Genomic DNA, 25484 nt, shown 5'->3' with positions numbered 1-25484 from the left:
GGTATGCAGTAGAGGCGGTATCAGCATCAGCAGAAGTAAAGGAGACAGCAGAGGCAGCAGCCAAGAGCAATTAAGACAACAAAAGCAGAAGACAGAGCATACACAGAGAAAGAGGAGACAGATAGTCTCCTCTTTCTCTGTACGTAACATAAAGAAATCTGCGCTGGTAATTAAGCACTTCCCCTCGATGCATTCTTGCCTTTGTTCCCTGTTAATGCTATTCTGTTTCAGAATTTTGGAGGGGATTTCAATTCATGCTCTCAAAGGTACTTTCCGCAAGTATCATCGGCATTGAGGCTTTTCCGGTAGAGGTAGAGGTCGATATCTCTTCGCGGGGCCTTCCTCATTTCTCGATGGTAGGGCTGCCGGATGCAGCAGTAAAAGAAAGCCGGGACCGGGTAAGGGCTGCGCTCAAGAATATCGGCTTCAATTTTCCGCTCAAGCAGATCACCGTAAATCTGGCTCCAGCTGACCTGAAAAAAGAAGGCTCTTCTTTTGATCTTCCGATCGCCATCGGCATCATAACCTCTGAAGGATTAATCGAACCCGAAGCGATCAATGGATATGTTTTTACCGGAGAACTGTCTCTTGACGGCAGGATCAAGCCGGTTCGCGGCTCCCTTTCGATGGCACTGAAGGTTCGGGATCTCGGCCTGAAAGGGCTTATTGTGCCTGTGGAGAATGCCCCTGAGGCAGCGGTAGTATCCGGGGTTCAGGTGATCGGGGTTCAGAGCCTTCCTGACCTGATCGCTTTTTTGCGTCAGGAAAAGAACCTCTTGCCTTATACCGTTGACATCACCACCAATATGCGGGAACTCTCTTCTTATGAAGAGGATTTTTCGGAAGTAAAAGGCCAGGAGCATGCAAAGCGTGCGCTCGAAGTTGCTGCAGCAGGCGGCCATAATGTTCTTCTTATCGGGCCGCCCGGCTCAGGCAAGACCATGCTTGCCAAAAGGCTGCCGACCATCCTTCCGCAGATGACCTTTGAAGAGGCCCTCGAAACAACACGCATACACAGCGTTGCCGGGCTGCTCAAGGATGGCCAACCGCTTCTGGCAACGAGGCCATATCGGGCGCCACATCACACGATATCCGATGTTGCGCTTATCGGCGGAGGCCAGGTCCCAAAGCCGGGAGAGGTCAGCCTCGCACATCATGGTGTTCTGTTTCTTGATGAAACACCGGAATTCAAAAGAAACGCACTTGAAGTGCTCAGGCAGCCGATCGAAAACGGCGAGGTTACGGTATCCCGCTCCTTGGCATCCATAACCTATCCGGCTTCTTTTATGCTGGTGAGCGCCATGAACCCCTGTCCCTGCGGGTACCTCAGCGATCCGAAACATGCCTGCACCTGTGCTCCCGGTCAGATCCAGCGGTACAGGCGGAAGATGTCAGGCCCTCTTCTTGACAGGATAGACATTCATGTTGAGGTGCCGGCAGTGCCGTACAAGGAGCTCTCAACTGATTACGATGGAGAGACGTCAGAGACGATCAGGGGCCGGGTCGTGCAGACGCGGAACCTTCAGCTCGACCGTTTCAAAAACGACAAGATCTACAGCAATGGCCAGATGAAGACCCGCCATATCAAAAAATACTGCAAGCTCAACACGGATGCTGTAAATCTTCTTGAAACAGCAATGCAGAAGCTGGGCCTGTCAGCACGGGCCTATTCACGGATACTGAAGCTTTCCCGCACCATTGCCGATATGGAACAGGCTGAAGCCATATCAGCGAGCCATATCTCCGAAGCGATCCAGTACCGCTCCCTTGACCGGGGTCTCTTCTGACGGACAGTGAGGATCATCAGCTTAGCGATACCTTTCCCTTTATTTTGCATTGACAAAATACGGCCTGCATATAGAATAAACAATAGGCAAGAGAGGTTGGCTGTTGCCCTTATTGCTGCTTTCTCATTGAACAGGCACATCTTAAGACGTCTTGCAAAAAGGAGTGATCGATGGCAGCTAAACCGAAACTGAGCATGTACTGGGCTGCATCCTGCGGCGGCTGCGAAATAGCTCTGGTCAACCTCAACGAAAAGATCATTGACGTGGATGCTGCCTTTGATTTTATGTTCTGCCCCTGTCTGCTTGATACCAAGAAAAAGGATATCGAGGCGCTGCCTGACAAGGCCATAGCGATCACGCTGTTTAACGGCGCTATCCGGACTGCTGAGAATGAGGAGATGGCGCATCTCCTGCGAAAGAAATCCCAGGTTCTGATCGCATTCGGCTCATGCGCGACTGAGGGCTGCATACCTGGGCTTGCCAATCTTCATTCCAAAGACGCTCTGATGAAGGCTGTCTATCTCGATAATCCCTCGATCGATAACCCAGGCAAGATCATTCCTCAGCCCGAGACAAAGGTTGCGGAAGGCACGCTTCACCTCCCTGTCTTTTTTGATACAGTGAAGACCCTTGCACAGGTAACTGATGTTGATTTTTTCATCCCCGGCTGTCCACCGGAACCGCACCAGATATGGAATGTGGTGAGTGCGGTCATCAGCGGCGCTGCGTTGCCGCCTAAAGGCAGTGTCATAGGAGCCGGAAGGTCTGCTGTCTGCAATGAATGCGACAGAAAAAAAGAGGACAAAAAGATACCAAAACTGTTCAGGACATATGAGATCGTTCCGGAAAGAGAGCCCTGTCTTCTCGATCAGGGGCTGATATGCATGGGCATTGCCACGCGCGACGGCTGCGGAGCGCTCTGTCCGAAGGTGAATATGCCCTGCACAGGTTGCTATGGTCCTCCGGAGGGCGTGCTCGATCAGGGGGCTAAAATGACGGCAGCTCTCGGTTCTATCATCGATATCGGCGACACCAAAGGCATATCAGAAGATGAGATCTATCAGAGGATCGATGCGGTCCTCGGCTCGATCCCTGATTACGCCGGTATGTTCTATAAATACAGTCTGCCGGGATCGATACTGAAAGGAAAAATATCATGAAAAATATCAGTATTGATCCGATAACCCGTCTTGAAGGGCATGGCAAGATCGAGATATTTCTCAATGACGAGGGCGATGTTGCCAACACCTATTTTCAGGTACCTGAACTCAGGGGTTTTGAGAGGTTCTGTGTCGGCAGGCAGGCTGAAGATATGCCGGTGATCACGAACAGGATCTGCGGTGTCTGTCCTGAGGCCCACCATATGGCCTCAGTCAAGGCCCTTGATATGCTTTTCGGGGCCGAACCGCCGCCTGCAGCAAAGAAGATAAGGGAACTGCTGTACATGGCCTTTTATGTGACTGATCATACGACTCACTTTTATGCATTAGGCGGTCCTGATTTTATCATTGGCCCAGATGCGCCGGCTTCCGAGAGAAATATCCTCGGTGTGATCAGAAAGGTCGGGCTGGACATCGGGAAACAGGTGATCGACTGCAGGTCACGCAATCATCATGTGATCGAGAAGCTTGGCGGCCGCGGCGTTCATCTTGCCGGAGGACTTCCCGGCGGCTGGTCCAAGTCTGTTTCGGAAGATGAACGGAAAGAGATCGAGGAGGTCGCAAAGAAGAATATTGATTTTGCCCTGTTTTCGCTCAAGATCTTCGACGACATTGTTCTGAAAAATCAGCAGTATCTCGAGCTGGTCACTTCTGATGTCTATCTGCATAAAACCTATTATATGGGCACGGTCGACGATAAGAACCGGGTCAACTTTTATGACGGCATGATCAGGATCGTGGATCCCGAAGGAAAGGAGTTCGTCAAGTATCCTGCTGCTGACTACATGCAGCATATTGCTGAGCGGGTCGAGCCCTGGACCTATTTGAAATTTCCGTACCTGAAAAATGTCGGATGGAAAGGGCTTGAGGACGGCATGGACAGCGGTGTTTACATTGCTACGCCTCTTTCCCGGCTGAATGTTTCCGACTCAATGGCAACCCCGCTTGCCCAGGAGCATTTCGAGCGCATGTTCGAGACCTTTGGTTCAAGAAAAATTGATGGAAGATATCAGCCGATCCATCACCGTCTGGCAACCCATTGGGCGCGGCTGATCGAGCTGCTCTATGCATCCGAGCGTATGCTGGAGCTCGCTCAGGACCCTGAGATAACCTCTCCGGATGTGAGGCGCATCCCTCAGCAGATAGTCGGTGTTGGTATCGGCTCGGTCGAGGCGCCGCGCGGTACGCTTACGCATCACTATGTCAGTGATGAGCGGGGTGTTCTCACCAGCGTGAACCTGATCGTCGGAACAACGAACAACTATGCGCCGATGAGCATGTCGATCAGGCGGGCAGCTGAAAAACTTATTTCCAGGGGCAAGATAGCTGAAGAAGGCATGCTGAACAGGATCGAGATGGCCTTCAGGCTCTATGATCCCTGCCTTTCCTGCGCAACGCATTTTCTGCCGGGGCAGATGCCGATGAAGGTGATCATCCGGAACAGCAGTTCCGAGATTATCAGGACAGTTCAGAGGGACTGATCGCGCTCATGAAAACAGTGATCATAGGGCTTGGCAATCCGATCCTCACCGACGACAGTGTCGGGATCAGGGTCTCGCGTGCTATCAGACAACGCCTGGGTCAACGCGGCGAAGCCGATGGGAGAAATGACACCGTAGACATCAAAGAAGTTTATGCAGGAGGGATCCGGCTTATGGATGCCATGACCGGTTATGACAGGGCCTGCATTGTCGATGCCATGATGACCGGCAGATCCAGGCCGGGGGCGGTGACCGAGTTTGATCCGGATGAGCTCTGCGGCACAAGGAATATGATGTGTACACATGACACAAACCTTTCGACCGCTCTGGAGCTCGGGAGAATGCTCAACATGCATCTGCCGTCGACGATAAAAATATGGGGCATAGAGGCCAGCGATGTTACGTCCTTTAGCGAGCAGCTGACGGACGAGATCGAACGTGCAGTGCCTGTTGCGGTCAACGCAATACTCGGTGAACTCAACTTCGATGCACAAGGGGAGATATCATGAAGACCGGCGTATATTTCTGCAAGTGCGGAACGAACATATCGGATAAGATCGATTCTGACAGGGTCAGGGAGAACCTGTTGCGTCACTTCCCCGGCATGCATTTCAAGACAGTAGATTTCATGTGCTCCGAGGAAGGCAAAGAAGCGTTCGAGAAGGATCTTGTTGAAAACGGTCTGGAGCGGGTCGTGATCTCGGCCTGCTCTCCCCGGGACCACGAAACTACCTTTATGCGGGTGCTCTCCCGTGCCGGTCTGAATCCTTATCTCATGCAGATGGTAAACGTCCGAGAGCAGATAGCCTGGGTCACCAGGGATGCCGGCAAGGCCACGGAAAAGGCCGGCCGCTCTATACGGTCAGCGGTGAGCCGTGTTCAGCTTCACGATCCCCTTCAAAAGAAAGAGATCGATATATGTCCTGACGTGCTTGTCATCGGCGCCGGTCCGGCCGGACTCAAGACCGCGCTGAGCATTGCCGGCTCCGGCAGAAAGGTTGTGCTGGTCGAGAAATCACCGGTTATCGGCGGCATGCCGGTCAGATATGAAGAGCTCTTCCCGAATATGGAATGCGGGCCCTGCATGCTCGAACCGTTAATGGCAGAGATACTGCATGGCGAGTACGCGGAGAATATCGAACTGCTGACCATGGCCGAGGTGATCGAGGTTGTCGGTTCCTATGGGAACTTTGCTGCCAAAATTATACAGAGACCCCGTTTTGCAGATACCCATACCTGTATCGGCTGCGCAGAATGCATCGAGCCCTGTCCGGTCAGCGCAAAGAACCCGTTTAACGGTGATTTGAACGAGCGTAAAGCGATCTCCTTCCCCTTTGCCGGGGCTCTGCCGAATACACCTTTTATCGATGAGAAGCTCTGCATAAACCTGCAGGGCGGCGCATGCAAAAAATGCCAGGAGGCCTGCCCGGTCGAGGGTACGATCAGGTTTGACGACAGCGAAAAAGTATATGAGAGAACTATCGGGGCGATAATCGTAGCAACTGGTTCAGATCTCTATGACTGCAAAAAGCTGCCGAACCTCGGGTACGGAAAGCTTGATAACATATACACCAGTAAAGAGTTTGAGCGGATCATGGCTTCAAACGGTCCGACTGATGGGCAGATCAGGGTAGCAGCAGGAACTGCTCCGTCGAGTATTGCGATCGTCCACTGCGTCGGAAGCCTTGATGTCAATCATAAAGAATACTGCTCCGGGATATGCTGCCAGTATGCTTTTAAGTTCAATCACATGATCGAGAAAAAACTGCCGGGGACCAGGATCTGGCATTTTTACAAAGAACTGGTCATCCCGGGCAAAGATGAGTTCAGCCTGTACCATCATGCCCGGTCCAATCCCCATGCAACCTTTGTCAGGTACAACGATATCCGGCAGCTGTCTATCGCCGGAGGCAAAAAAGGCAATATCATTGAGTACCAGGACATCTCCGGGAAGTCCGGAAGCGTGAACGTGGATATGATCGTGCTTTGCCCGGCGGTCATCCCGGCCGAAGAGTCAGGGAAACTCGGGGAGGTTCTGGAAACAGCGCACGACCAGTCCGGATTTTTTGAAGAACTGCACGGACGACTGGATTCTGTCCAGTCCAAGATCAAGGGAATATATCTGGCCGGAACCTGCCAGTCGCCGATGGATATTCAAAAGGCCATGAACCAGGGCATGGCTGCTGCCGGATATATACTTTCCGGACTTGTTGTGGGCAGGAAGCTCGAGATACAGCCGGTTAACGCCGAGGTCGACAGCGAACGCTGCTCCGGTTGCAGGGTCTGTGTCAGTGTATGCCCCTATACAGCGATATCTTTTGATGCAGAAAAAGAGAAGGCATTAGTAAATGAGGTTCTCTGTCAGGGCTGCGGCACATGTGTTGCCGCATGTCCTTCAGCCGCGATCAGGGGCAATCACTTTACCAATGAAGAAATTCTTGCCGAGATCGCAGAGGTGCTGCGATGACAACAGACACTATTTTTGAACCGAAGATCATCGGCTTTCTCTGTAACTGGTGTTCATATGCCGGTGCAGACAAGGCAGGAACAGCACAAAGTCTTTATCCTCCCAATGTCAATATCATCAAGGTGATGTGCAGCGGGAGGATAGATCCCCAGTTTGTGCTGAAATCATTCGAGCAGGGCGCTGACGGGGTTATTATTCTTGCATGCCATCCCGGCGACTGCCATTACAAAGAGGGCAATTACCGGGCAGTGCAGCGCCACCGGATGCTGCTGAAGGTGCTCGAACCCTTTGGCATAGGAAAAGAGCGGTGCGCGTTCGATTTTGTCTCTGCCGGAGAGGGTGACAAGTTTGTAAAACTCATTACAGAGATGGTAGAAACCGTGAGGGTTTTGGGACCGTTAAAAATACCGGTGTAATTTCCATAACTTATTGTATAATTTAGAAAAACATTGGGGGAATCATTATGGCAATACAGAATCTTGATGCACGTGGCCTGAAATGCCCACAGCCGACACTGAAGATCACTGCTATGGCTGTCAGGATGAAATCGGGTGATGTACTGGAAGCTGTTGCAGACTGCCCGACCTTCGAAAAAGATGTCCGGGACTGGTGTACTCGCTCCAAGAAGATCCTGCTCTGGATTCGGGATGAAAACGGCGCAAAAAAATGCCAGATCCAGTTCTGAAATAGCAGATCAGATTACTGTTCCTTTGCTGCCCTGATCTGTCTGCAAAACATTTGCCGTCCTTGCGATCCTTAAGAATATAGTTTGCAGGCGGGATTCCGGAAAGACAACCATGGATAACAAAACAAGAAATGACCTGCTCATTGAAGAACTGAGTAAGCGGAAGGGGAAGGAGACAACCGTCAACGTCGAGGCTGAGGTGCTCAAGGTTGTGATCTTCACGCTCCGTGACAGTCTCTACGCCTTCCCTGGCGCTGATGTGAAGGAAATCCTGCCCTTGATGGACATTTCCCCGGTCCCCGGGGCACCTGACTTCATCCCCGGTCTCATCAACAATCGGGGAGACATTGAGTCCGTCATCAACCTCAACAGATTCCTGGGGCTTCCTGACAGCGAAAGGACCACAGCCAGCCGGATCGCAATGGTCTCAAAAGCCGGTCTGCGTTCAGGGATCCTTGTGGACGGGGTGCTTGATGTTGTTGACGTGCTGCTGGATTCGATCAAGCCGCCGCTGTCTACCCTCGACCATGCGATAAAAGAATTCGTGACCGGCGAACTGTCCTATAATAACAGGACGGTCGTAATGCTCGATATCAGCCGTTTGTTTGAAAAACTGGTTGTCCATGACACATAAGGAAAACGTTGAACCCGAGGGTCTCCCCGCAGAGATGGATCTTCTTGTGTTCAAAGCGGCGGGCATACCTATCGCCATTGATACGGTCCAGGTGGACTGCATTATAAGCTCAGAACAGGCAGAGCAGAGGGGAATCTCCTGCCTCGCGCTGGCTGAAGTCCCTGGCATGGCTAAAGAGGCATCTGCTTTATCCTCAACCGTTGTCCTGCACAAGCATGAGGATGAGGTTTACGGGATAAGGGTTGATGGACTTGAGACGATCGTTGCGGTCCCGGTCCGGACCATACAGCCGATCCCTGAGCCCCTTTCGTATTTTGCAGGGCTGCGCATCTTCTGGGGCGTTGTCCTGCACGAAAACACGGTAGTTCTGCTCCTTGATCCATACCGGCTGAAAGGCCTGAATCCATGTGAAGCGGCAGCAACCGCTTGAAAGAGAGGAAAACAAGTTATGCATAAAACCGTAGTGACGCAAAACGAAACGACGTCCAAGAACCAGCTTATGCTGCTGCTTATACTTCCGCTGGTCATTGCCATCATTGCCTTTACCCTGATCTCTCTGTCTGCGATCAAAACAGGCGGAGAAAAGCATAGGGAAGCCTATGAACGGGCACTGCAAACTGATGGGAATGAAGCAGTCAGGCTGTTTATGGACAGAAACGGGATGCTGGCACGGGAGCGGGCCCTTTCAAGAGAGACGTTCGGGCTTTTTCTGAGGCGGGCGGCATTGTTTTCCGTCCTGCTTCTGATCTGCACAGGATATATGATCAACCGCGTTCAGAAAAGGTTTTATGACAACATTGAGAAGGCGTCTGATGTAGTGAAAAATATGGGGTCCTGCGCCGGCATGCTGTCCGTAACCGTCGAGCAGTATGCTGCGATCTCGTCCGATGAGTCAGCTTCAATATCCGAGATAACTTCCACAACCGAGGAGCTCTCTGCCTCCTCAACACAGATCGCAGAACATGCAAAAGCAGTGGTGGATACTGCCCAGAAGACCTGGGAGGACACGAAGAAGGGCGCAACAGCAATTGAATCAATGATGATGAAGATGGCAGAGATCCATGGGGACAGCCAGAAGAGTGCCGAGGAGATCCTGGCGCTTGGCAAAAAGTCACGGGAGATCACCAAGGTCATGGAGATCATCAACTCCATTGCCGATCATACAAAGCTGTTGGCCTTCAATGCTGCCCTTGAGGCGTCAAGCGCGGGCGAGGCAGGAAAGCGGTTCGGCGTTGTTGCGGCCGAGATCCGCAGGCTTGCCGACAGCGTTACAGAATCCACCGGCGAGATCGAGGGGAAGATCAACGAGATCCAGGAGGCGGTGAACAACCTGGCAGTTGCCTCGGAAAAGAGTTCACGGGGGATCGAGCAGGGCATGGATTTCTCCTCCCAGACAGCATCACTCCTTTCTGATATTGTTGAGGCAGCACACACTACCATGGACTCTGCAAAGCAGATATCGCTTTCCACGCAGCAGCAGAAGACCGCGAACAGCCAGGTCGTGATCGCGCTGCGCGAGATCATGCAGGGGGCAAGCACGACATCTGCCTCTGTTGAATCACTCGGCACGATAAGTTTCCAGCTTGCGTCTTTGTCCGAGAGCCTTGCCGAGATACTGAAAAGAGCAGGGTATAGAGGCGACGCCGCATCAGGAGGATCAGCAGGGGATGGAGTCAAAGCGTAGACAGGATGAAAAAGGTACGCGTTCTTATAGCGGACGACAGCGCCCTGGCAAGGAGCCTGATCAGATCGATCATTGAGATGGACCCGGAAATGGAGGTCGCGGGGGAAGCGTCAAACGGTCTCGAAGCGGTCGAGAAAGCCAGAAGTCTCCATCCGGACATCATAACCATGGACATCGAGATGCCGGTTATGGACGGGCTCCAGGCGATCGAGCAGATAATGGCTGCCCATGCTATCCCGATCCTCGTGGTAACTTCCCGGGGAGATGCGAAGACTGCGTACGCTGCCATAGCAAAAGGCGCTCTTGACCTTATGCTGAAACCTGACCTGAACATCGAAGCGGCAAAAGAGTTTGCAGCAAAGCTCAAGCTTATGTCCAGGGTCAGCGTCATTTCGCATATTTCGGGCAGACTTTCCCGGCGGCATCCGGCCGGCCCGGAGACGCCGGCCTTTAATAAAAATTGCTCAGACCGAATAATTGCGATCGCTTCGTCAACGGGCGGGCCCGGCGCTCTTTCAATCATTCTCTCACACTTGCCCGAGAAGTTTCCTGTTCCGATCGTGATCGCCCAGCATATTTCTGACGGCTTTGTGAACGGGATGATCGGATGGCTCAGAACACTGTCGCAGGTCGAGCTCAAGATGGCCACGCATGGGGAATATCTCATGCCCGGCACAGCCTATTTCTGCCCGTCCGAAAACCATATGAAGATCGACCGCTCAAAAAAGATTATCTTTGTAGAGCGGCAGGCAGATGACCTGTACCGGCCGTCGTGTGACATACTGCTGTCATCAGTGGCAGCATCATTCGGGAGAAAGGCCATCGGCGTGATCCTGACAGGCATGGGAAATGACGGCGTTGCCGGAATAACGAAGATCCGGGAAGCCGGGGGCTGGACGATCGCCCAGGATGAGAATACGTCCGTTGTCTTTGGAATGCCAAGGCTTGCCATCGAGAGCGGCGGCATTGACACGGTGCTTCCGCTGGAAGAGATCGGTGAAGAGATCGTGAGAGCTGCGGCGCGCGCCGGAACATCCTCTGCATGGGCGGGTCGATGCTCTTAACGCCATTCAAATCTCTGATCAGGGAGAAGTGCGGTCTGTCGTTCGAAGATTCCCGCGAGGTCCTTCTTGCTGAAGGCATCAGGGCGAGACTGTTAGAGCGTGCAGTCGCCTCGCATGATGCATACCTTAACCTTCTTTCCTGCGAGCCGGACGAGTTTAACAGGCTTGTGAACCTCATTACGGTGAAGGAGACCTACTTTTTTCGGGAACCGGTGCATTTCAAGATCCTGACAGAAACATTGATACCGGAACTGTTGTCAACAATGCAAAACCGAAGGATCAGGATCGTCTGCGCCGGCTGTTCTACCGGCGAGGAGCCATACTCGATCGCCATTGCGCTTGCCCGGACATTCGGGCCGGATTTCAGCAGCATGTTTTCTGTCGTCGGATTTGATATTGACGAAGAAGCGCTTGGCAGGGCAAGGGCAGGCATATACCCCGATCATTCCTTCCGGGGTGTTCCGGATCATATCCAGAAGGAATTTTTCGATGAGAAGGCAAACGGTTTTCAGATCAACAACACTGTCCGAAAGGGCGTGGAGTTTCTGCGTCTGAATATCTTCAGCGATCCATACCCGGACACAATCCGGAACGCAGACGTCATTTTTTACCGGAACGTCTCGATCTATTTTGAGCCCGAAGACCAGCAGCATATTTTCAGGAATCTGGCTGCAATGCTGAACGAAAAGGGTTACCTTTTTCTGGGCTCTGCAGAGACGTTCGTTCATAATAGCGGGGTCCTCTCTCTTGTTGAAAAGGAAGGGATCTTTCTCTATGAAAAGGGTGTTGAGATGCAGATAGGGGAGAGAAGAAAAACTTCCTGCAGCAGCAACAGATCTGCTGCTCCGGCGACTCAGGGGCTTGCAGGAGCCGCCATAGCCAAAACAAAATGCGCTGCAGCAAGAACAAGGGACAGAGCGCACCAGATCTTCGACCGGGCACTCGCACTCGCTGAAGAAAAGAAGTATGAGGACGCACTGCAGCTTACGGACCAGATCATCGGTCTGCAGGGCTCATTCATAAAGGCCCGCATGCTGAGAGCAGGTATCCTGATCAACCTGCAGAGACTCGACGAGGCGGAAATGGTTTGTCGCAGCAGCATGGAGCTTGACCAGTGGTCACTTGAAGGACATCTCCTGCTCGGGCTGATTGCAAAGATCCGGGGAGATTTCGAGGAAGCAAAGAAGAGGTTTAATCAGGCAGTGTACATCAAACCGTCCTGCTGGCTCGCCCACTTCTATCTCGGAGAGATCTGCCGATCTGAAGGCGACAGACAGCCGGCATGCCGCGAGTTTGAAATTGTGATAAAACTGCTTGAAGGAAAAGGGTTTTCTGAACATGGGCTTACGTTCTTCTCTCTCTCGTTTCCGATGGAGCAGGTCGTGCATCTCTGCAGACATAACCTCGCCGAGATGAAGCGCGGCAAGGCCTGACAGGGAGATAGAGATGGCATTCGACGTCGCAAAATTCATCGCCAGGTTTGTAGAAGAGGCCCGCGACCATATTGAGGCTCTCAATCAGGGACTCGTCAGGCTTGAAAAGACCCCTGGCGACGAGGAAAATATCAACGCGATCTTCCGGGCTGCACATACCATCAAGGGTTCCTCGCGCATGCTGAAGCTGACCGCCATAACCGATGTGGCTCATAAACTGGAGGATGCACTTGGGGCGTTGCGCGAAAAGCGGATCGCCCATACCCGGGAGCTTGCAGGCCTTCTGTTCAGGGCTGTTGATGCTTTAGCGGGCATGATACAGAATGTCTCTGCCGGAGAACAGATCACCATGGACAATGTCTCCCTCTGTGAGGCCCTTGCTCTGGCTGCCGGGGGCACATTTTCCTCTGAGCCTTCCGCAGCAGGCAGCAAAGCTCAAGAGGGAAATGAGGCGGCTGTCTGCGAGGCAGAGCCCCTTGTCCAGGCAGAGAGCCTTAAGCCGGCCACTGCGCAGCAGGCAAAGCCGGCCGTCTCTGAGAGCATTCGGGTGAAATCCGAAAAGCTCGACGACCTGATACGGCTGATGGGAGAGGTCGTATCACACCAGAACAAGCTCAAACAGCGCATCATGGACCTCAGCTCTCTTGAGAGGGAGGCCAAGCGGACTCTGGATATATGTTCCCGGGTCTGTGACGGGCCATCTCTTGTCAATGCCCGGTCTCTGCATTTGGGACTGAAACAGCTCCTTTCTGTAATGCGGCAGGACAAGTCATTGCAGGACATTCTTACCAGCGAGTTCCAGGAAAAGGCCCTGATGCTCCGGATGATACCTCTTTCTGCGGTATTCGATCCTCTCCACAGGCTTGTCCGCGACATCTCGAACGCTCTCGGCAAGGACGTGGACTTTGAGGTCGAAGGCAGCGGGATCGAGCTTGACAAAAAAATGATCGAGAAATTGAGCGACCCTCTTGTGCATATGCTCAGAAATTCGATCGACCATGGCATTGAAGAACCCCAGGTCCGTCAGAAGGCCGGGAAAGCTCCAAGGGGAAAAGTGCGGTTGTCTGCAGCCTATGACGCCGGGAATATCCTTATTGAACTGTTCGACGACGGTTCAGGGATTTCGGCAGAAAAGATAAAGGAAAAGGCTCTTGTACGGAAGCTTTTCGATGCAGCCGCTCTGGACAGCATGCCGCAGGAGGCGCTGCTTGACCTGATCTTCCTGCCCGGTTTCAGCACCAGCGGGATCATCACCGACATCTCAGGCAGGGGCGTGGGCATGGATGTGGTGAAGAGAAACATTGTCGAAGATCTGAAGGGGACCATACAGATCAATACCCGGGAGGGCGTTGGGAGCAGATTTTCCATAAGACTTCCGATGTCACTGGCAATTATGCGTATCCTTCTCGTTTCCTGTCAGGGGATGAGGTTCGGCATTGCCACGCACTATGTGGTTGAGATCATCAAGGCAAAGGCGGCTGAGATCATTGATGTTGTCGGTCGGAAGGCGTTGCGGCTGCGTGAAGAACTCATTCCGGTCGCTGAACTGGATTCTGTTCTGAACATCGGCAGAGAAAGGGATACAAAGGCAGAAAGGCTTCTCATTTTGATCGCGCAGGTCGGTTCCGAGAAGATGGGCTTTATTGCAGATGCCATTTTGGATGAGGAAGACATGGTGATCAAACCTTTGCCAGACCACCTTCAGAGGGTCAGGCTTGTTGCAGGAGTCACCATATCCGGAAGGAACGAGATCATCAACATCCTGAATATACCGGCAGTCATGGAGGCTGCCAGAAATGCAGGCGCGGTCCGGCCGGCAAGCCTGACAGAGGAGCCTGTCGGACAGGAGGTCAATATTCTGGTCGTAGATGACTCCATCAATACACGCGAGATCGAAAAGAGCATTCTTGAGGCGTATGGGTACCGGGTGACCATTGCCGGAGATGGCATGGAGGCCATCGAACTGGCAGGACGATCGAAATACGATCTGGTCATCACTGATGTTGAAATGCCGCGTCTTGATGGTTTTTCGCTCACCGAGCGCCTGAGATCAGACAACTCGTATAAAGACGTCCCGGTCATTATCGTCACATCGAGGGAAAAGGAAGAGGACAAGCGTCGCGGGATACGTGTCGGCGCAAACGCATATATTGTCAAAGGTTCGTTCGATCAAAGCAACCTCGTTGACACTGTGCAGAATCTCATCGGAAAAGGAAAGGATATATGAGACCAAAGAATGAACATGTGACCATACTGGTGGCTGATGACGACCCGCTTGTACGGGAGATGATCGCGATGATCCTGCAGGATGAGGGATATATCGTCGAGACAGCCGAACATGGTGCCGAGGCATTAAAAAAGTTCGGTTCCGGCGATGCTATCAGCCTTATCGTCTCGGACATGAACATGCCTGAGATGGATGGCCTGGGCCTGATCAATGCTGTCCGTACTGCAGGGCACGACGTGCCGATCATCATCCTAACCGGCAACAGCGAGATCACAACCGCTATTCAGGCCATGAAAACAGGGGCCAGTGATTATATCCTGAAAGACGAAAATATCCAGGACACTATCGGCATATCTGTGGAAAAGGCCCTCGAAAAGCACTTTCTCAGGAAACAGAACCAGCAGCTTCTGGAGGAACTCGCGCGCAGAAACGAAAAACTCGAAGATGAGAAGGCCCTTGCACAGAAGGTTCAGAAGAATATCCTGCCGGGGGCTCTCCATTTCCCCGGTTTCGAAGTAGGGTCATTTTACCGGCCGTCAGACAAGATCGGCGGAGATTTTTTCGATGCATGGGAAAATAGCGGCAGGATACACTTTCTGATCGGCGACGTATCCGGTCACAGTACTTCATCTGCCCTGATCATGGCAGTGAGCAAGGGCATTCTCCAATCTCTCGGCCATACGTTAAGCGACCCCCGGGAGATCGTCAGGGCTGCGAACAGGATGATCTGTGATATTGTGAGTGACAGCGGCATGTTTCTGACGCTGCTCTACGGTGTTTTTGACCGCTCCAGGGATGAACTTCTCATTGTCTCTGCGGGCCACAATCCCGTCTTTATCGTGAGGGGGAAAGATGTCACTCGCATAGACTCCACAGGTTCTGTACTTGGGTGGGACCCGGAAGACAGGTGGGAGGCCACTACGCCGGTTTTTTCTCCGGGTACCGGCCTTGTGCTGTATACCGACGGCCTTACCGAGGCGAGAAGCCGTGCCGGCCTGGAATTCGGCGAAGAAGGACTGGAATCCCTCCTGCGGGACGACCTGCCGATTGGCGCCACGATCAATAAGATCGTGCAGACGGTCGAGACATTCTGCAGCAATGAGTTTTCGGACGACCTGACTCTTTTCATCATAAAACGGATACCTGTTTGATGGATGAGAGGATCATTTCCCTGAGATTCAAGCCGGTTTTTGAGAATGTTGACTCGGCACGTGTTGCAGTACATAATGCCTGCAGGGAACATTATCTGCAGCCAGGATCAGACACACTTACGGACGAACTGCTGCTGGCCGCCACCGAGGCGATGAATAATGCAGTAGAACATTCAGGGACAGAGGAAGTGGAGGTCGAGGTGATTGCAAGGGAGCAGAGCCTTGTTTTCCGTTTGATCACGGCAGGGGAACAATTCGACCCTACCGCCAGTGCTGCTTTTCCTGATCTCGATGCAGATGAAGAACTGCCCGAGGGCGGATTCGGCAGGGCGCTGATAGCGGAGATGACAGACTCTGTAACATACGAATATCGTGAAGGCAGAAATATTCTGACGCTCGAAAAAAACATGATAACAAAGGAGGATCGAACAGATGGAGATTAGTATCAGCATGGAGGGGGATTTCGTAGTGGCTGACGTGGCCGGGGATCTTGTAGCGAGTACGGCAGAGGAACTCAAGGCCCAGATGGGGAAGCTGCTTGAGAAGAACTTTCTTTTCGTGATCCTTGAACTGAGCAAGGTGACCTTCATGGACAGTTCCGGCCTTGGGGCCTGCATGGCTGTTCATAAAGCATTCAATGAGAAAAAAGGGAGTCTCGTCTGCACAAAGCCAAACGAGACCGTAGCAAAGGTCTTTCGTGTTACCCGGGCTGACCAGAAGCTGAACATGGCAGGTACGCGGCTTGATGCCATAAAATTCCTGAAGAGCGCAGCGTTAAGCGGGAGGCAGTCATGAAGATGAACGAATCGACCAAGCTTGGCGAGATCCTGATCGAAAAGAAGATCATCACTACTGCTCAGCTTGAAGAGGCTCTGAAGAAGATGCAGGCCCATTCCCTGCCTCTTGGTGAGATGCTGGTCAGACTCAAATTCGTGAGCGAACATGTCATGCTCGACACCCTCAGCAAGCACCTTGGGGTCGATTTTCTGAATATTGCAGAGAACGATTACCAGATCGTGGACCGTGCGCTGTCAAGAGTGCTGCCGCTGGAGATATGCGAGAAGCAGAAAGTCCTGCCGATCTATCAGATCATTGACGAAGACCTGCGGGAACTTACCCTTGCCATGGCCAATCCCTTTGATGAGGAGATCATCAACGAGGTCGCTTCCATAACAGAATGCCGGGTAAATCCGGTGCTGGCAACCATAGCCGCAATCGAAGGCGGCATTGCGAAGCTTTACGCGATCAAGACCGATATCAAGATCGAGAAGTTCTCGATGCAGAAAGGCGATCCGACATCGCTCGTGAACGGCATGCTGCAGACTGCGGTGAGGCTTGGGGCAAGTGATATCCATATTGATCCTCACCCCAAGGAGGTCTTTGTCCGGATGCGGGTGGACGGTATCCTGGAGGTCGTTTCAGTGTATCCGATAGAAATGCATCCGTCCGTTTCCACAAGGATCAAGGTAATGGCAAGCGCTGCCAATTCGAACATGAAGATCGAGGAGCGGAGGCTTCCGCAGGACGGCGCCATTACCGGCACGTTTGACAGTCACATTGTGGACTGCCGCGTATCAACGCTCCCCTCGATCTTTGGTGAGAAGATCGTTATGAGGATTTTTGACAAGGATAAGGCCGCTTATATCGGCCGCATCAGAGACCTCAAGATGTCGCCGCGGATGGAGCTGAAATACCGGCGGTGCGTAAGACACCCCAGCGGAATCAATATCGTAACCGGACCGACCGGCAGCGGGAAGACGACAACCCTGCACGCGGTGATCAACGAGATCAGCTCGGTCGGCATCAGTGTGGTCACGGTAGAGGATCCTGTTGAATACCAGGCAGGTGGATATATCAACCAGAGCTCGCTCATTCCTGCAGCCGGGTACACGTACACCCGGGCACTGCGGGCGATCATGCGGCAAGACCCTGATGTCATCCTGATCGGCGAGGTGAGAGACCGTGAAACAGCCGAGATTGCAACACAGGCAGCCCTGACCGGTCACCGCGTCTTTACGACCCTCCATACCGACAATGCAGCAAGCTCGTTCGCACGACTTATCGATATCGGTGTCGAGCACTTTCTTGTCTCCTCCACAACCGTCTCCTCCCTGAACCAGCGGCTTATCCGCAAGGTCTGCACGAACTGTGCGGAAGAACATATTCCGACAAAGGTTGAGCTGGCAGATATCGGCATTGACAATGAGGTTATCAGCGAGATCCTGAAAAATCCTCAACAGTTCAGCATGCGCAGAGGAAAAGGCTGCGATATGTGCCGTAAAACAGGTTACCGGGGAAGGCAGGGGGTTTATGAACTGATCGCGGTCACCCCGGATATACGCGAGCTTATTCATCGGAATAAATCAACTGATGTGATCGCCACAACGGCCAGGGAAAAAGACAATGTGAATATGATCTTTGAGGAGGGTCTTCGGCTCTTCCTCACAGGGGTCACCACGCTTGGCGAAATGCAGCACCTGCCCCGCGGTGATTACAAGATGAAATCGGTTGAAGAAATTCTGAAGGATTCCGAACTTTCATGAAACAGGCGTCTTCTGTTCTGTAATGACAGCAAGGTCATGACACATCCGAGCGATGCGGTTCAGGAAAAGCTGAAGGGGCTGCGGAAGGTTTTTTCCGAACAGTTGCCCGAAAAGATCCGGGAGATTGAAGAGGCCCTGAATGGCCTGCGCCAGGATGGGTATGATCAGACACGGGCTGAAACCATTGCCCGCATGGTCCACACAATGGCCGGCACTGCAGGCACTTTTGGCTTCTCCGCAATACGGTCTGCGGCAAAAAGCATGGAGGCATCGCTCAGAACAGGCATTAAGGACAGCAGGATCCCGACTGCTGATCTGCTGGCAGAGATTAGTGAACAGTTAGGAGTGCTCAGGGCTGCCTGCGCAGATGACGCAGTGTCAACGGTCACGCAGCAGGCGGTTGCGCAGGTTCCTTCCCCTGTCTGCTCAGACAACGATACTGTTTTTATGGTCGACAACGACCTCCTGTATATTGACAGCCTTGCCCTTCAACTTCGCTGTTATGGATACAAGGTAGCTGTTTTCAGTACGTTTGTCGATCTCATGGAGGCGCTGAGAGCGTCTATGCCGCTGCTTATCATCATGGACCTGTTATTCCTTGAAGATCGGCATGCCGGCGCAAACGTGGTTGCTCAGCTTCAGCAGAGATGCGGAGCGCCGATCCCCGTTGTTTTCCTTTCTGATCGCTCTGATTTCAGCGGGAGACTTGAGGCAGCGCGCTCTGGCGGAGACGCCTATTTCGTGAAGCCGGTGAATGTCGGGCGGTTGGTCGACAGGCTCGATATCATGACAGCCCGCAGACCCAGTGTCCCGTTTCGCATCCTCATCGTAGACGACGATCCGCTCCTGGCCGACTTTCATGCAACCGTGCTGCTGCAGGCAGGCATGAAAGCAGCCGTTGTCACGGATCCCATGCAGGTGCTGGAGAACATGGTCGACTTCAGACCGGAACTTATCCTGATGGATGTGTATATGCCGGGCTGCAGCGGCATGGAACTGGCCAAGTTGATACGTCAGGACGAGACTTACATCGACATTCCTATAGTTTTCCTGTCCTCGGAAACGGATGTAGACCGGCAGCTTGCTGCAATGGGCCGCGGAGGCGATGATTTTCTTACCAAGCCGATCCAGCCGGCCCGCCTGATCACGTCGGTCACGCTGCGGGCAGACCGGTACCGCACTCTGCGGTCCTTTATGCTGTATGATGGCCTCACAGGGCTGCTCAATCATACAAGGACCAAAGAACAATTGGACGTTGAGGTTTCACGCTTTTTCAGACAAAAGACAGAACTCTCCTTTGCCCTGATCGACATAGACCACTTCAAGTCCGTGAACGACACGTACGGGCATCCGGTTGGTGACCAGGTCCTCAAAAGTCTTTCCCGCCTGCTGAAGCAGCGACTGAGAACAACAGATATCGTGGGTCGTTTCGGCGGAGAAGAGTTCGCAGTCATTCTCACCGATACCGACGTGCAGACCGCGAAGAAGATATTGAACGAACTGAGGGAGGATTTCTCAAAGATCTGTCACACCTGCGAGGGCATCACTTTTAATGTCACCTTCAGCTGCGGCATCGCCCACCCGGAAGCTGGGATGACCGGCACTGCCCTGATCAGCGAGGCGGACAAGGCCCTGTATGAGGCCAAGCGGACAGGACGAAACTGCGTGGTCTACGCGAGTGCAGGCGAAGCCCCTTCAGCCGGATAATACATAGCCACATGAGATCTCCGCAAGCCACATCTCCAAGGCAATCCGCTACCGGTCCCTTGACAGGGGTAATATTAAGCTCCTACAAGAAACGACTCTACGGCTTGTTGCAGTTTGCAGCCATCGTAATCATCTGTTAATATTATAAATATGAGAATATATCTCGATGTCTGCTGTTTGAACCGCCCATTCGATGATCAGACTCAGGGCAGAATGAAATGAGTACACTGACTATGAGCCCGGCTGTTATACGAAAAGCCGGGCTGGAAGCAGTTGCGAAAAAACTTGGCCCGATTGGAATGGTGCGTTTCCTGCAGCAATTCGAGACAGGACTTGGAGATTACACCAAAGAGCGAAACCAGTGGCTCAAAGATATGGATATTCATGAGATCGTGACGGGAATAAGGAAAAAACGGTAATCCCTCTCCAATTCTTTGAATTGGCCCCATCATTTCCGCCGGTATAGATGCGCGCCGAGATTGAATGACTATTCTCCATCAAAATAATATCCGTGATATCCGTGATAATTACCTCAGACATTTTTGCAGCCTATCTTAAATGCCCTTCCAAATGCTGGTTTCGCTTTCAGGGCGAAGAAGCCGCTGGCAACATGTATTCTCAGTGGGCGGAAAAACAGAGCCAGTTCTACCGTAAAGAAGCACTCAAACGAATATTGGGTAATATTGAGAGGGACGATCTTACCATTGCTCCGATATTTATCGATGTAGAGGGACTTCCGGATCGCGATTCTTATTATCTTATCGGCGTTCGCTTCAAAACTTCTGAGGGGATTATTCAGCACAGCCTGTGGGCCGACAAGGTAATAATATGGCGCGACTTCCTCTGCATATTGTCGCGAATCGAGAACCCTGTCTTGATCCATTACGGCAGCTTTGAGACAACACTCATAAAACGAATGTGCGATCGGTACGGCGGCTCGACAGAGGATTCAGCAGTAGCAAAAGCCATCACGTCGACAGTCAACGTCTTGTCTGTGGAGCCAGCTTTGTAAGCAGAGGGTTGGCAAAAAAACTGAACTGCCTTGTCAAACTTCAGAGGCTCAGGTCAACGCAGTCAGGATTTTCTGCGAGGACTGTTTTTGCTTCGGCAATATCCTTGCCGATCTGAGCGATCAGCGCATCAGCGGAATCAAACTTCTTTTCTTTCCGCAGCTTTTTAATGAAAAAGATGGTCACCTCTTCGCCGTACAGGTCTTCATTAAAGTCAAAGATATGTACTTCGATAGCAAGGGATTTTGTGTCAAACGTGGGTCTAAGGCCGATATTGACGATGCCGTCATGGCAGGTATCCCGGGCAGACAGCTTTACTGCGTACACCCCGTCTGCAGGTATGATCGCGTGTTTTGAGGCAATGTTCGCGGTCGGGAACCCGAGGGTCTTTCCCCTGCTGTCACCCTTTATCACAATGCCGGTTATGGCATAAGGTCTGCCTAACAGTTCTGCTGCATGCTCGACCTCTCCGGTGCTCAGCAACTGCCTGATCTTGGTGCTGCTGATCAGTTCGCTCTTCAGGAAGATCTGCTCCACCTCGTTCACCTTAAAGTCGAATTCCTCACCCATCTGTTTCAGGGTTTCTGTAGTGCCTTCTCTTCCCTTGCCAAAACGGTAGTTGCATCCAACAAAGATCTCTTTTGTGCCGAGGAGATCGCAGAGGATCTTCTTTACAAATTCCCGCGGCGTCATTTCAGCGAAATGAAGCGAGAAGGGTATTTTGACCAGCACATCAATACCCAACTTTCTGAACAGCTCGATCTTCTCTTCATAGATGCTGATAAGGGGCGGGCATTTATCCGGCGCCAGGATCTTCAAGGGATGGGGCCTGAAGGTGACGACCATGCTCTGGCCCTGAATCTCCTGCGCCCGTTTCATGACCATACGGACAAGTTCCTGGTGGCCAAGGTGTATGCCGTCAAAGTTGCCCAGTGTTATAACGCTGTTGGTAAAGGGACGGGTAATTTTGCTGAGATCAGTTATGAGCAGCATAGATCTCCAGGTGCCCGTCGAATGATTCTGACAAACTCATGTATAATTATAATGCTTTTCGCACTGCTTTGGCTGGGATATAATATCTCCCCCCCTTTCCAAGGGGAGGTTGGGTGGGGTATCGGAAAATTATTCAAAACCTCCCCATACCCCTCCTTGGTAAGGAGGGGTAACATAGAAAGATGTGAAAAACTTCTACGTATCAATTATTACAGATATTTATGTTTGACAGAAAACAGAAAACATATCAACAGATCATTGAGCAGATGGCAGACGGGATCTGTCTGGTGACCCTTGACGGAAAGATTACATGCTGGAATAAAGGCGCAGAGGCGATAACCGGCTGGTCTGCTGATGAACTGCTGGGAAGATCCTGTCATGATGAGGCGGTCAGATTTGAAGATGAGGAGGGGAACGCCCTCTGCGACCTTATCTCTTCCTTTGCTGTGACGAATGAGCCGCGACATATGAATATTTTCCTGAGGCTCAGGGACGGCAGCAGGGCCCTCGTGGAAGGCACGGTTTCCCGGATGCTCAGGGACAGCAAGCCGGAAGGCATTATCATCACATTCAGGGATATTTCACAGTTTACGGCACTCAGGCCGTTTCAGCTGAAGATTCAGAAACTCGATCGCCTGGTCCCGATCTGCGGATGGTGCAAGAAGATACGGCATGATGATCAGACGTGGGAGCAGCTTGAGGCCTATCTCACGGAGCAGGGCTTCGGTGATTTCACGCACTCTATCTGTCCTGTCTGCGCAGAGAAGATATTCTCGAAACGTATTTATCTGGAGAGTTACCAGAATGTCTGCAAGGCGATCAGCACCAGCCTGTCTGTTGACGAGGTCCTGAACCTCATTGTTACGCATGTGGTCAGGGTGATGAACATGAAGGCGAGCCTCGTGAGACTCCTTAACAGAGAAAAGAACCAGCTCGAGATCGCTGCCCATTGCGGTTTGAGTGAAAGCTATGTAAATAAAGGCCCGGTCGAATATGACCGTTCCATTGACGATGCCCTTGCAGGCAAGCCGGTCTCGATCTATGACATCACAGAAGACAGGTCATCAAAATACCGGCAAGAGGCGGAGAAAGAGGGCATTCGTACGATCCTCTCGATACCGCTTCGGTTCAAGGATGAAGTGATCGGCGTGCTCAGAATGTACACTGCAGAACCTCTGGATTATTCTGACGAAGACCTGAAGTTTCTGGCTGCCATTGCTGAACAGGCAGCCATTGCGATCATGAATGCCCGCCATTTCGAAAAGAGCGTCTCGCGCGAACGGGAGTATCTTGATATCTTCAAGGCGGTCACGAAGACGATCAGTTCAACACTTAACGTGAAAGAGGTCTTAAATACGGTCGTGAGGATGATCCCTGCGGTCATGAGGCTGAAGGCGGCGACCATACGGCTTCTTGACGATACCGGTCTGAAACTGGTCCTTGAAGCATCTCACGGTCTGTCAGAGCAATATCTGCGCAGGGGCCCCGTTGATACTGAGGAGAACATCCGGGAGGCCTTAAACGAAAATCCTGTTGCCATCTATGATGTGATGACCGACACGCGGATAACGTATAAGAAAGAGACAGAGGCAGAAGGGATCAAGAGCGTCCTTGCTTTACCCATCATAGCGAAAGGAAAGGTGATCGGTGTGCTCAGACTGCTTACAAATGTTCACAGGACCTTCAGTCAGGACGAGATCGATTTTACGCTGGCCCTTGCAGAGCAGTGCGGCATTGCTATCGAAAACGCACGGATGTATGAAAAACTCCATTCTGCAAATACCGACTGACAGATGCAATAACACCCTTCTTTCGATTGGACAGAAAGTCAGCACTTCTCTCTTGATCACCTTCTTCTTTGTTTAAAGTCTTTCATAGCCAAATTCACTTGCGCAGATTTCCTGAAATGTTTGCCGATTTGGACCCTGCTTTATTCTATTGACAAACCCGACAATTTTCATAAAATTATAATTATAAGGATATATTATATTCTGTCCTATAGCTCTATCAACAAGGGAATTGCAGAAAAACAACTTATGCTCTATGGTGTCGTGTGAAACTGAGGGGGTCTGTTTATCGACATGGATGAGCAGGCGTCGAGTGATAATGGATTCATAAAAAGGGAGGAGTTATGAAAAAGAGCGGTTTGTTTAAATTGTGTCTTCTTGCGTTTATAATCGGTTCCCTCTTCGGTTGCAGTGGTGATGAGGGCAGCGTGGGTGATAGTAATGGTGGAGGCAGTGGCAATGATGCAACCACGGTAACCGGTCATGTTACAGACCCTCCGGGAGACGCAAGCATTTCCGTCAATACGCCCATATCACCTGACATTGTGGATGTAAAGACTATAGTCGATGCTACTAACGTTACCTTCAATATCAGGTTCAAGTCCGGCTCATTTGACAAGGCCAAAGATATTGTAACAATAGCTGTAGATGCCGACCAGAAGACCACTGGCAAGAATCAGGACGGTCTTGGTATCGACTATTACATTTATATGGGATCAACCCTGTATGGTTCAAGTGCAGCAGTCATGCGCCTGACGGGCGCCACCCAACGTATAAAGGACGCCTCCGTGCCTGTTACGTTCCTGTCTGATGGTATGGACGTTACGATTCCGCTTTCTGCCCTTTCTCACTTGAGCAACGTAACTGTTTTTAACTACAGGCTGTATGTGTCGGTCATGGCGCCAGGCGCCACAGTAGAAGACATCGCTGATGTGGCCCCTGGCCGTGTTGACATGGCTCCTGACATAAATTTTCTGCCTGCGTCAACGGATAAAGACAGCATAAATGACAAATTATCTCCCGTCCCCACTACATGGAGCGCAGCGCAGATACGTCAGCAGGTAATCGATGTCAACATAAACGCCCCTAACCAAAACCCAGGCCATATAGCCCGATGGGATACGCCTATCGAGGTAAACACGAACAACATTGCGAGAGTCGAACAGGCGTTAACCAGATACGAGAAGTTATCCGGGGGATTGATAACATTTAAACGGGTCACGGGAACTCCGACCAACGGCGTGGTCTTTGTGGAGGGAGTTGCCGTTGCCTCAGATGGCGTCTCTCCCGGCTGCGGCAATGTGAGCAATGTCCCGGGGGGTGCAGGCGTTAACTATGAATTCGATGCAGCAGGCGTCATGACAGGCCTCTATTATGTTAACCTCGGTTCTACTGCCTGTAACGATGCAACAAGGGGAAATTATGAGTCGGCAATTGCCGAACATGAGATGGGCCACGTGCTCGGCGTATGGGGGCATTTTGATGGATTTACCGGCGGGGAGGGCCTAATGAACCCCAACTACTTTAATGTCGTCTACAATATCTACAACAACCCCATCGGGACTACTGCCGGCGCCCTCAATATATTAGTTGTCTCGGTCGGACAGTTCGGTTTTTATTACTGAATAATTGTTTTTTGCCAGGTCTTTGTGACGTCCCGACGTATATGAG

Annotated in this window: 23 protein-coding genes; 22 read left to right on the top strand and 1 reads right to left on the bottom strand. The window is 51.9% G+C overall.

Annotation, left to right across the window (positions count from 1 at the left end; genetic code table 11):
- Positions 1-254 precede the first annotated feature (254 nt).
- The 20 genes from HZB62_13265 to HZB62_13170 all read left to right on the top strand — a co-directional run bounded on the left by HZB62_13265 (position 255) and on the right by HZB62_13170 (position 21035).
- Complete coding sequence (locus HZB62_13265; protein ID MBI5076120.1) at positions 255-1787, top strand: YifB family Mg chelatase-like AAA ATPase; 1533 nt, start codon at positions 255-257, stop codon at positions 1785-1787.
- 170 nt (positions 1788-1957) lie between these two features.
- Positions 1958-2947 (top strand): NADH:ubiquinone oxidoreductase, encoded by a 990-nt coding sequence (locus tag HZB62_13260; GenBank protein MBI5076119.1) that lies wholly within the window; start codon positions 1958-1960, stop codon positions 2945-2947.
- Positions 2944-4428 carry a Ni/Fe hydrogenase subunit alpha gene (locus HZB62_13255; protein MBI5076118.1) on the top strand — a complete coding sequence of 495 codons (1485 nt, stop codon included), beginning with the start codon at positions 2944-2946 and terminating at the stop codon, positions 4426-4428. Before HZB62_13260 ends, HZB62_13255 begins: the two co-directional genes overlap by 4 nt.
- 8 nt (positions 4429-4436) lie before the next feature.
- Entirely contained in the window at positions 4437-4937 is a 501-nt protein-coding gene (locus HZB62_13250; GenBank protein ID MBI5076117.1) for a hydrogenase maturation protease, read from the top strand.
- Positions 4934-6895 carry a CoB--CoM heterodisulfide reductase iron-sulfur subunit A family protein gene (locus tag HZB62_13245; protein MBI5076116.1) on the top strand — a complete coding sequence of 654 codons (1962 nt, stop codon included), beginning with the start codon at positions 4934-4936 and terminating at the stop codon, positions 6893-6895. Before HZB62_13250 ends, HZB62_13245 begins: the two co-directional genes overlap by 4 nt.
- Positions 6892-7311, top strand: coding sequence for a hydrogenase iron-sulfur subunit (locus HZB62_13240; GenBank protein ID MBI5076115.1), 420 nt, complete (start codon positions 6892-6894; stop codon positions 7309-7311). Before HZB62_13245 ends, HZB62_13240 begins: the two co-directional genes overlap by 4 nt.
- A gap of 47 nt (positions 7312-7358) precedes the next feature.
- The gene (locus HZB62_13235; protein ID MBI5076114.1) at positions 7359-7580 is read left to right on the top strand and encodes a sulfurtransferase TusA family protein; all 222 of its coding nucleotides are present in this window, start codon (positions 7359-7361) and stop codon (positions 7578-7580) included.
- A gap of 112 nt (positions 7581-7692) precedes the next feature.
- Positions 7693-8214 (top strand): chemotaxis protein CheW, encoded by a 522-nt coding sequence (locus tag HZB62_13230; GenBank protein MBI5076113.1) that lies wholly within the window; start codon positions 7693-7695, stop codon positions 8212-8214.
- Positions 8204-8644, top strand: coding sequence for a chemotaxis protein CheW (locus HZB62_13225; protein ID MBI5076112.1), 441 nt, complete (start codon positions 8204-8206; stop codon positions 8642-8644). Before HZB62_13230 ends, HZB62_13225 begins: the two co-directional genes overlap by 11 nt.
- 18 nt (positions 8645-8662) lie before the next feature.
- A complete protein-coding gene (locus HZB62_13220; GenBank protein ID MBI5076111.1) occupies positions 8663-9898 on the top strand; it encodes a hypothetical protein in 1236 nt (411 codons plus the stop codon).
- 5 nt (positions 9899-9903) lie between these two features.
- Positions 9904-10962 carry a chemotaxis-specific protein-glutamate methyltransferase CheB gene (gene cheB, locus HZB62_13215; GenBank protein ID MBI5076110.1) on the top strand — a complete coding sequence of 353 codons (1059 nt, stop codon included), beginning with the start codon at positions 9904-9906 and terminating at the stop codon, positions 10960-10962.
- Positions 10953-12395, top strand: a complete 1443-nt coding sequence (locus tag HZB62_13210) for a tetratricopeptide repeat protein (protein MBI5076109.1) — start codon at positions 10953-10955, stop codon at positions 12393-12395. The genes cheB and HZB62_13210 overlap by 10 nt, the downstream gene beginning before the upstream one ends.
- A 13-nt stretch (positions 12396-12408) precedes the next feature.
- Complete coding sequence (locus HZB62_13205; GenBank protein MBI5076108.1) at positions 12409-14622, top strand: hybrid sensor histidine kinase/response regulator; 2214 nt, start codon at positions 12409-12411, stop codon at positions 14620-14622.
- The gene (locus tag HZB62_13200; protein ID MBI5076107.1) at positions 14619-15773 is read left to right on the top strand and encodes a SpoIIE family protein phosphatase; all 1155 of its coding nucleotides are present in this window, start codon (positions 14619-14621) and stop codon (positions 15771-15773) included. The genes HZB62_13205 and HZB62_13200 overlap by 4 nt, the downstream gene beginning before the upstream one ends.
- Positions 15773-16216, top strand: coding sequence for an ATP-binding protein (locus HZB62_13195; protein MBI5076106.1), 444 nt, complete (start codon positions 15773-15775; stop codon positions 16214-16216). The genes HZB62_13200 and HZB62_13195 overlap by 1 nt, the downstream gene beginning before the upstream one ends.
- Positions 16206-16568 carry an STAS domain-containing protein gene (locus HZB62_13190; protein ID MBI5076105.1) on the top strand — a complete coding sequence of 121 codons (363 nt, stop codon included), beginning with the start codon at positions 16206-16208 and terminating at the stop codon, positions 16566-16568. Before HZB62_13195 ends, HZB62_13190 begins: the two co-directional genes overlap by 11 nt.
- Entirely contained in the window at positions 16565-18316 is a 1752-nt protein-coding gene (locus tag HZB62_13185) for a type II/IV secretion system protein (protein ID MBI5076104.1), read from the top strand. The genes HZB62_13190 and HZB62_13185 overlap by 4 nt, the downstream gene beginning before the upstream one ends.
- 36 nt (positions 18317-18352) lie before the next feature.
- Positions 18353-20023: a diguanylate cyclase gene (locus HZB62_13180; GenBank protein ID MBI5076103.1), complete on the top strand. Its 1671-nt coding sequence runs from the start codon at positions 18353-18355 to the stop codon at positions 20021-20023.
- A 218-nt stretch (positions 20024-20241) separates the two neighbouring features.
- The gene (locus tag HZB62_13175; protein ID MBI5076102.1) at positions 20242-20442 is read left to right on the top strand and encodes a hypothetical protein; all 201 of its coding nucleotides are present in this window, start codon (positions 20242-20244) and stop codon (positions 20440-20442) included.
- Positions 20443-20633: 191 nt separating this feature from the next.
- Complete coding sequence (locus HZB62_13170) at positions 20634-21035, top strand: hypothetical protein (GenBank protein ID MBI5076101.1); 402 nt, start codon at positions 20634-20636, stop codon at positions 21033-21035.
- A gap of 40 nt (positions 21036-21075) precedes the next feature.
- Here HZB62_13170 and HZB62_13165 read toward each other — a convergent pair whose 3' ends face one another.
- Positions 21076-22026, bottom strand: coding sequence for a bifunctional riboflavin kinase/FAD synthetase (locus HZB62_13165; GenBank protein MBI5076100.1), 951 nt, complete (start codon positions 22024-22026; stop codon positions 21076-21078).
- A gap of 221 nt (positions 22027-22247) precedes the next feature.
- Between HZB62_13165 and HZB62_13160 the strand changes: the two genes are divergently transcribed.
- Together HZB62_13160 and HZB62_13155 are read left to right on the top strand one after the other, a co-directional pair.
- Positions 22248-23816 carry a GAF domain-containing protein gene (locus tag HZB62_13160; GenBank protein ID MBI5076099.1) on the top strand — a complete coding sequence of 523 codons (1569 nt, stop codon included), beginning with the start codon at positions 22248-22250 and terminating at the stop codon, positions 23814-23816.
- A 425-nt stretch (positions 23817-24241) separates the two neighbouring features.
- Positions 24242-25438: a hypothetical protein gene (locus tag HZB62_13155; protein MBI5076098.1), complete on the top strand. Its 1197-nt coding sequence runs from the start codon at positions 24242-24244 to the stop codon at positions 25436-25438.
- Positions 25439-25484: the final 46 nt, after the last annotated feature.

The sequence above is a fragment of the Nitrospirota bacterium genome (assembly GCA_016214855.1).
Classification (GTDB): domain Bacteria; phylum Nitrospirota; class Thermodesulfovibrionia; order Thermodesulfovibrionales; family UBA6898; genus UBA6898.
The sequence above is the reverse complement of the archived record's forward strand: the minus strand, read 5'-3'. Positions and strand labels throughout refer to the sequence as shown.

Excerpts from the sequence above, each read along its gene's own strand:
- HZB62_13220 (MBI5076111.1), top strand. The coding sequence starts at position 8,663 with ATGCATAAAACCGTAGTGACGCAAAACGAAACGACGTCCAAGAACCAG.
- HZB62_13250 (MBI5076117.1), top strand. The coding sequence starts at position 4,437 with ATGAAAACAGTGATCATAGGGCTTGGCAATCCGATCCTCACCGACGAC.
- HZB62_13235 (MBI5076114.1), top strand. The coding sequence starts at position 7,359 with ATGGCAATACAGAATCTTGATGCACGTGGCCTGAAATGCCCACAGCCG.
- HZB62_13190 (MBI5076105.1), top strand. The coding sequence starts at position 16,206 with ATGGAGATTAGTATCAGCATGGAGGGGGATTTCGTAGTGGCTGACGTG.
- HZB62_13180 (MBI5076103.1), top strand. The coding sequence starts at position 18,353 with ATGACACATCCGAGCGATGCGGTTCAGGAAAAGCTGAAGGGGCTGCGG.
- HZB62_13185 (MBI5076104.1), top strand. The coding sequence starts at position 16,565 with ATGAAGATGAACGAATCGACCAAGCTTGGCGAGATCCTGATCGAAAAG.
- HZB62_13265 (MBI5076120.1), top strand. The coding sequence starts at position 255 with ATGCTCTCAAAGGTACTTTCCGCAAGTATCATCGGCATTGAGGCTTTT.
- HZB62_13200 (MBI5076107.1), top strand. The coding sequence starts at position 14,619 with ATGAGACCAAAGAATGAACATGTGACCATACTGGTGGCTGATGACGAC.
- HZB62_13255 (MBI5076118.1), top strand. The coding sequence starts at position 2,944 with ATGAAAAATATCAGTATTGATCCGATAACCCGTCTTGAAGGGCATGGC.
- HZB62_13170 (MBI5076101.1), top strand. The coding sequence starts at position 20,634 with ATGTATTCTCAGTGGGCGGAAAAACAGAGCCAGTTCTACCGTAAAGAA.
- HZB62_13175 (MBI5076102.1), top strand. The coding sequence starts at position 20,242 with ATGAGTACACTGACTATGAGCCCGGCTGTTATACGAAAAGCCGGGCTG.
- HZB62_13165 (MBI5076100.1), bottom strand. The coding sequence starts at position 22,026 with ATGCTGCTCATAACTGATCTCAGCAAAATTACCCGTCCCTTTACCAAC.
- HZB62_13210 (MBI5076109.1), top strand. The coding sequence starts at position 10,953 with ATGCTCTTAACGCCATTCAAATCTCTGATCAGGGAGAAGTGCGGTCTG.
- HZB62_13160 (MBI5076099.1), top strand. The coding sequence starts at position 22,248 with ATGTTTGACAGAAAACAGAAAACATATCAACAGATCATTGAGCAGATG.
- HZB62_13230 (MBI5076113.1), top strand. The coding sequence starts at position 7,693 with ATGGATAACAAAACAAGAAATGACCTGCTCATTGAAGAACTGAGTAAG.
- cheB (MBI5076110.1), top strand. The coding sequence starts at position 9,904 with ATGAAAAAGGTACGCGTTCTTATAGCGGACGACAGCGCCCTGGCAAGG.
- HZB62_13260 (MBI5076119.1), top strand. The coding sequence starts at position 1,958 with ATGGCAGCTAAACCGAAACTGAGCATGTACTGGGCTGCATCCTGCGGC.
- HZB62_13240 (MBI5076115.1), top strand. The coding sequence starts at position 6,892 with ATGACAACAGACACTATTTTTGAACCGAAGATCATCGGCTTTCTCTGT.
- HZB62_13225 (MBI5076112.1), top strand. The coding sequence starts at position 8,204 with ATGACACATAAGGAAAACGTTGAACCCGAGGGTCTCCCCGCAGAGATG.
- HZB62_13205 (MBI5076108.1), top strand. The coding sequence starts at position 12,409 with ATGGCATTCGACGTCGCAAAATTCATCGCCAGGTTTGTAGAAGAGGCC.
- HZB62_13245 (MBI5076116.1), top strand. The coding sequence starts at position 4,934 with ATGAAGACCGGCGTATATTTCTGCAAGTGCGGAACGAACATATCGGAT.
- HZB62_13195 (MBI5076106.1), top strand. The coding sequence starts at position 15,773 with ATGGATGAGAGGATCATTTCCCTGAGATTCAAGCCGGTTTTTGAGAAT.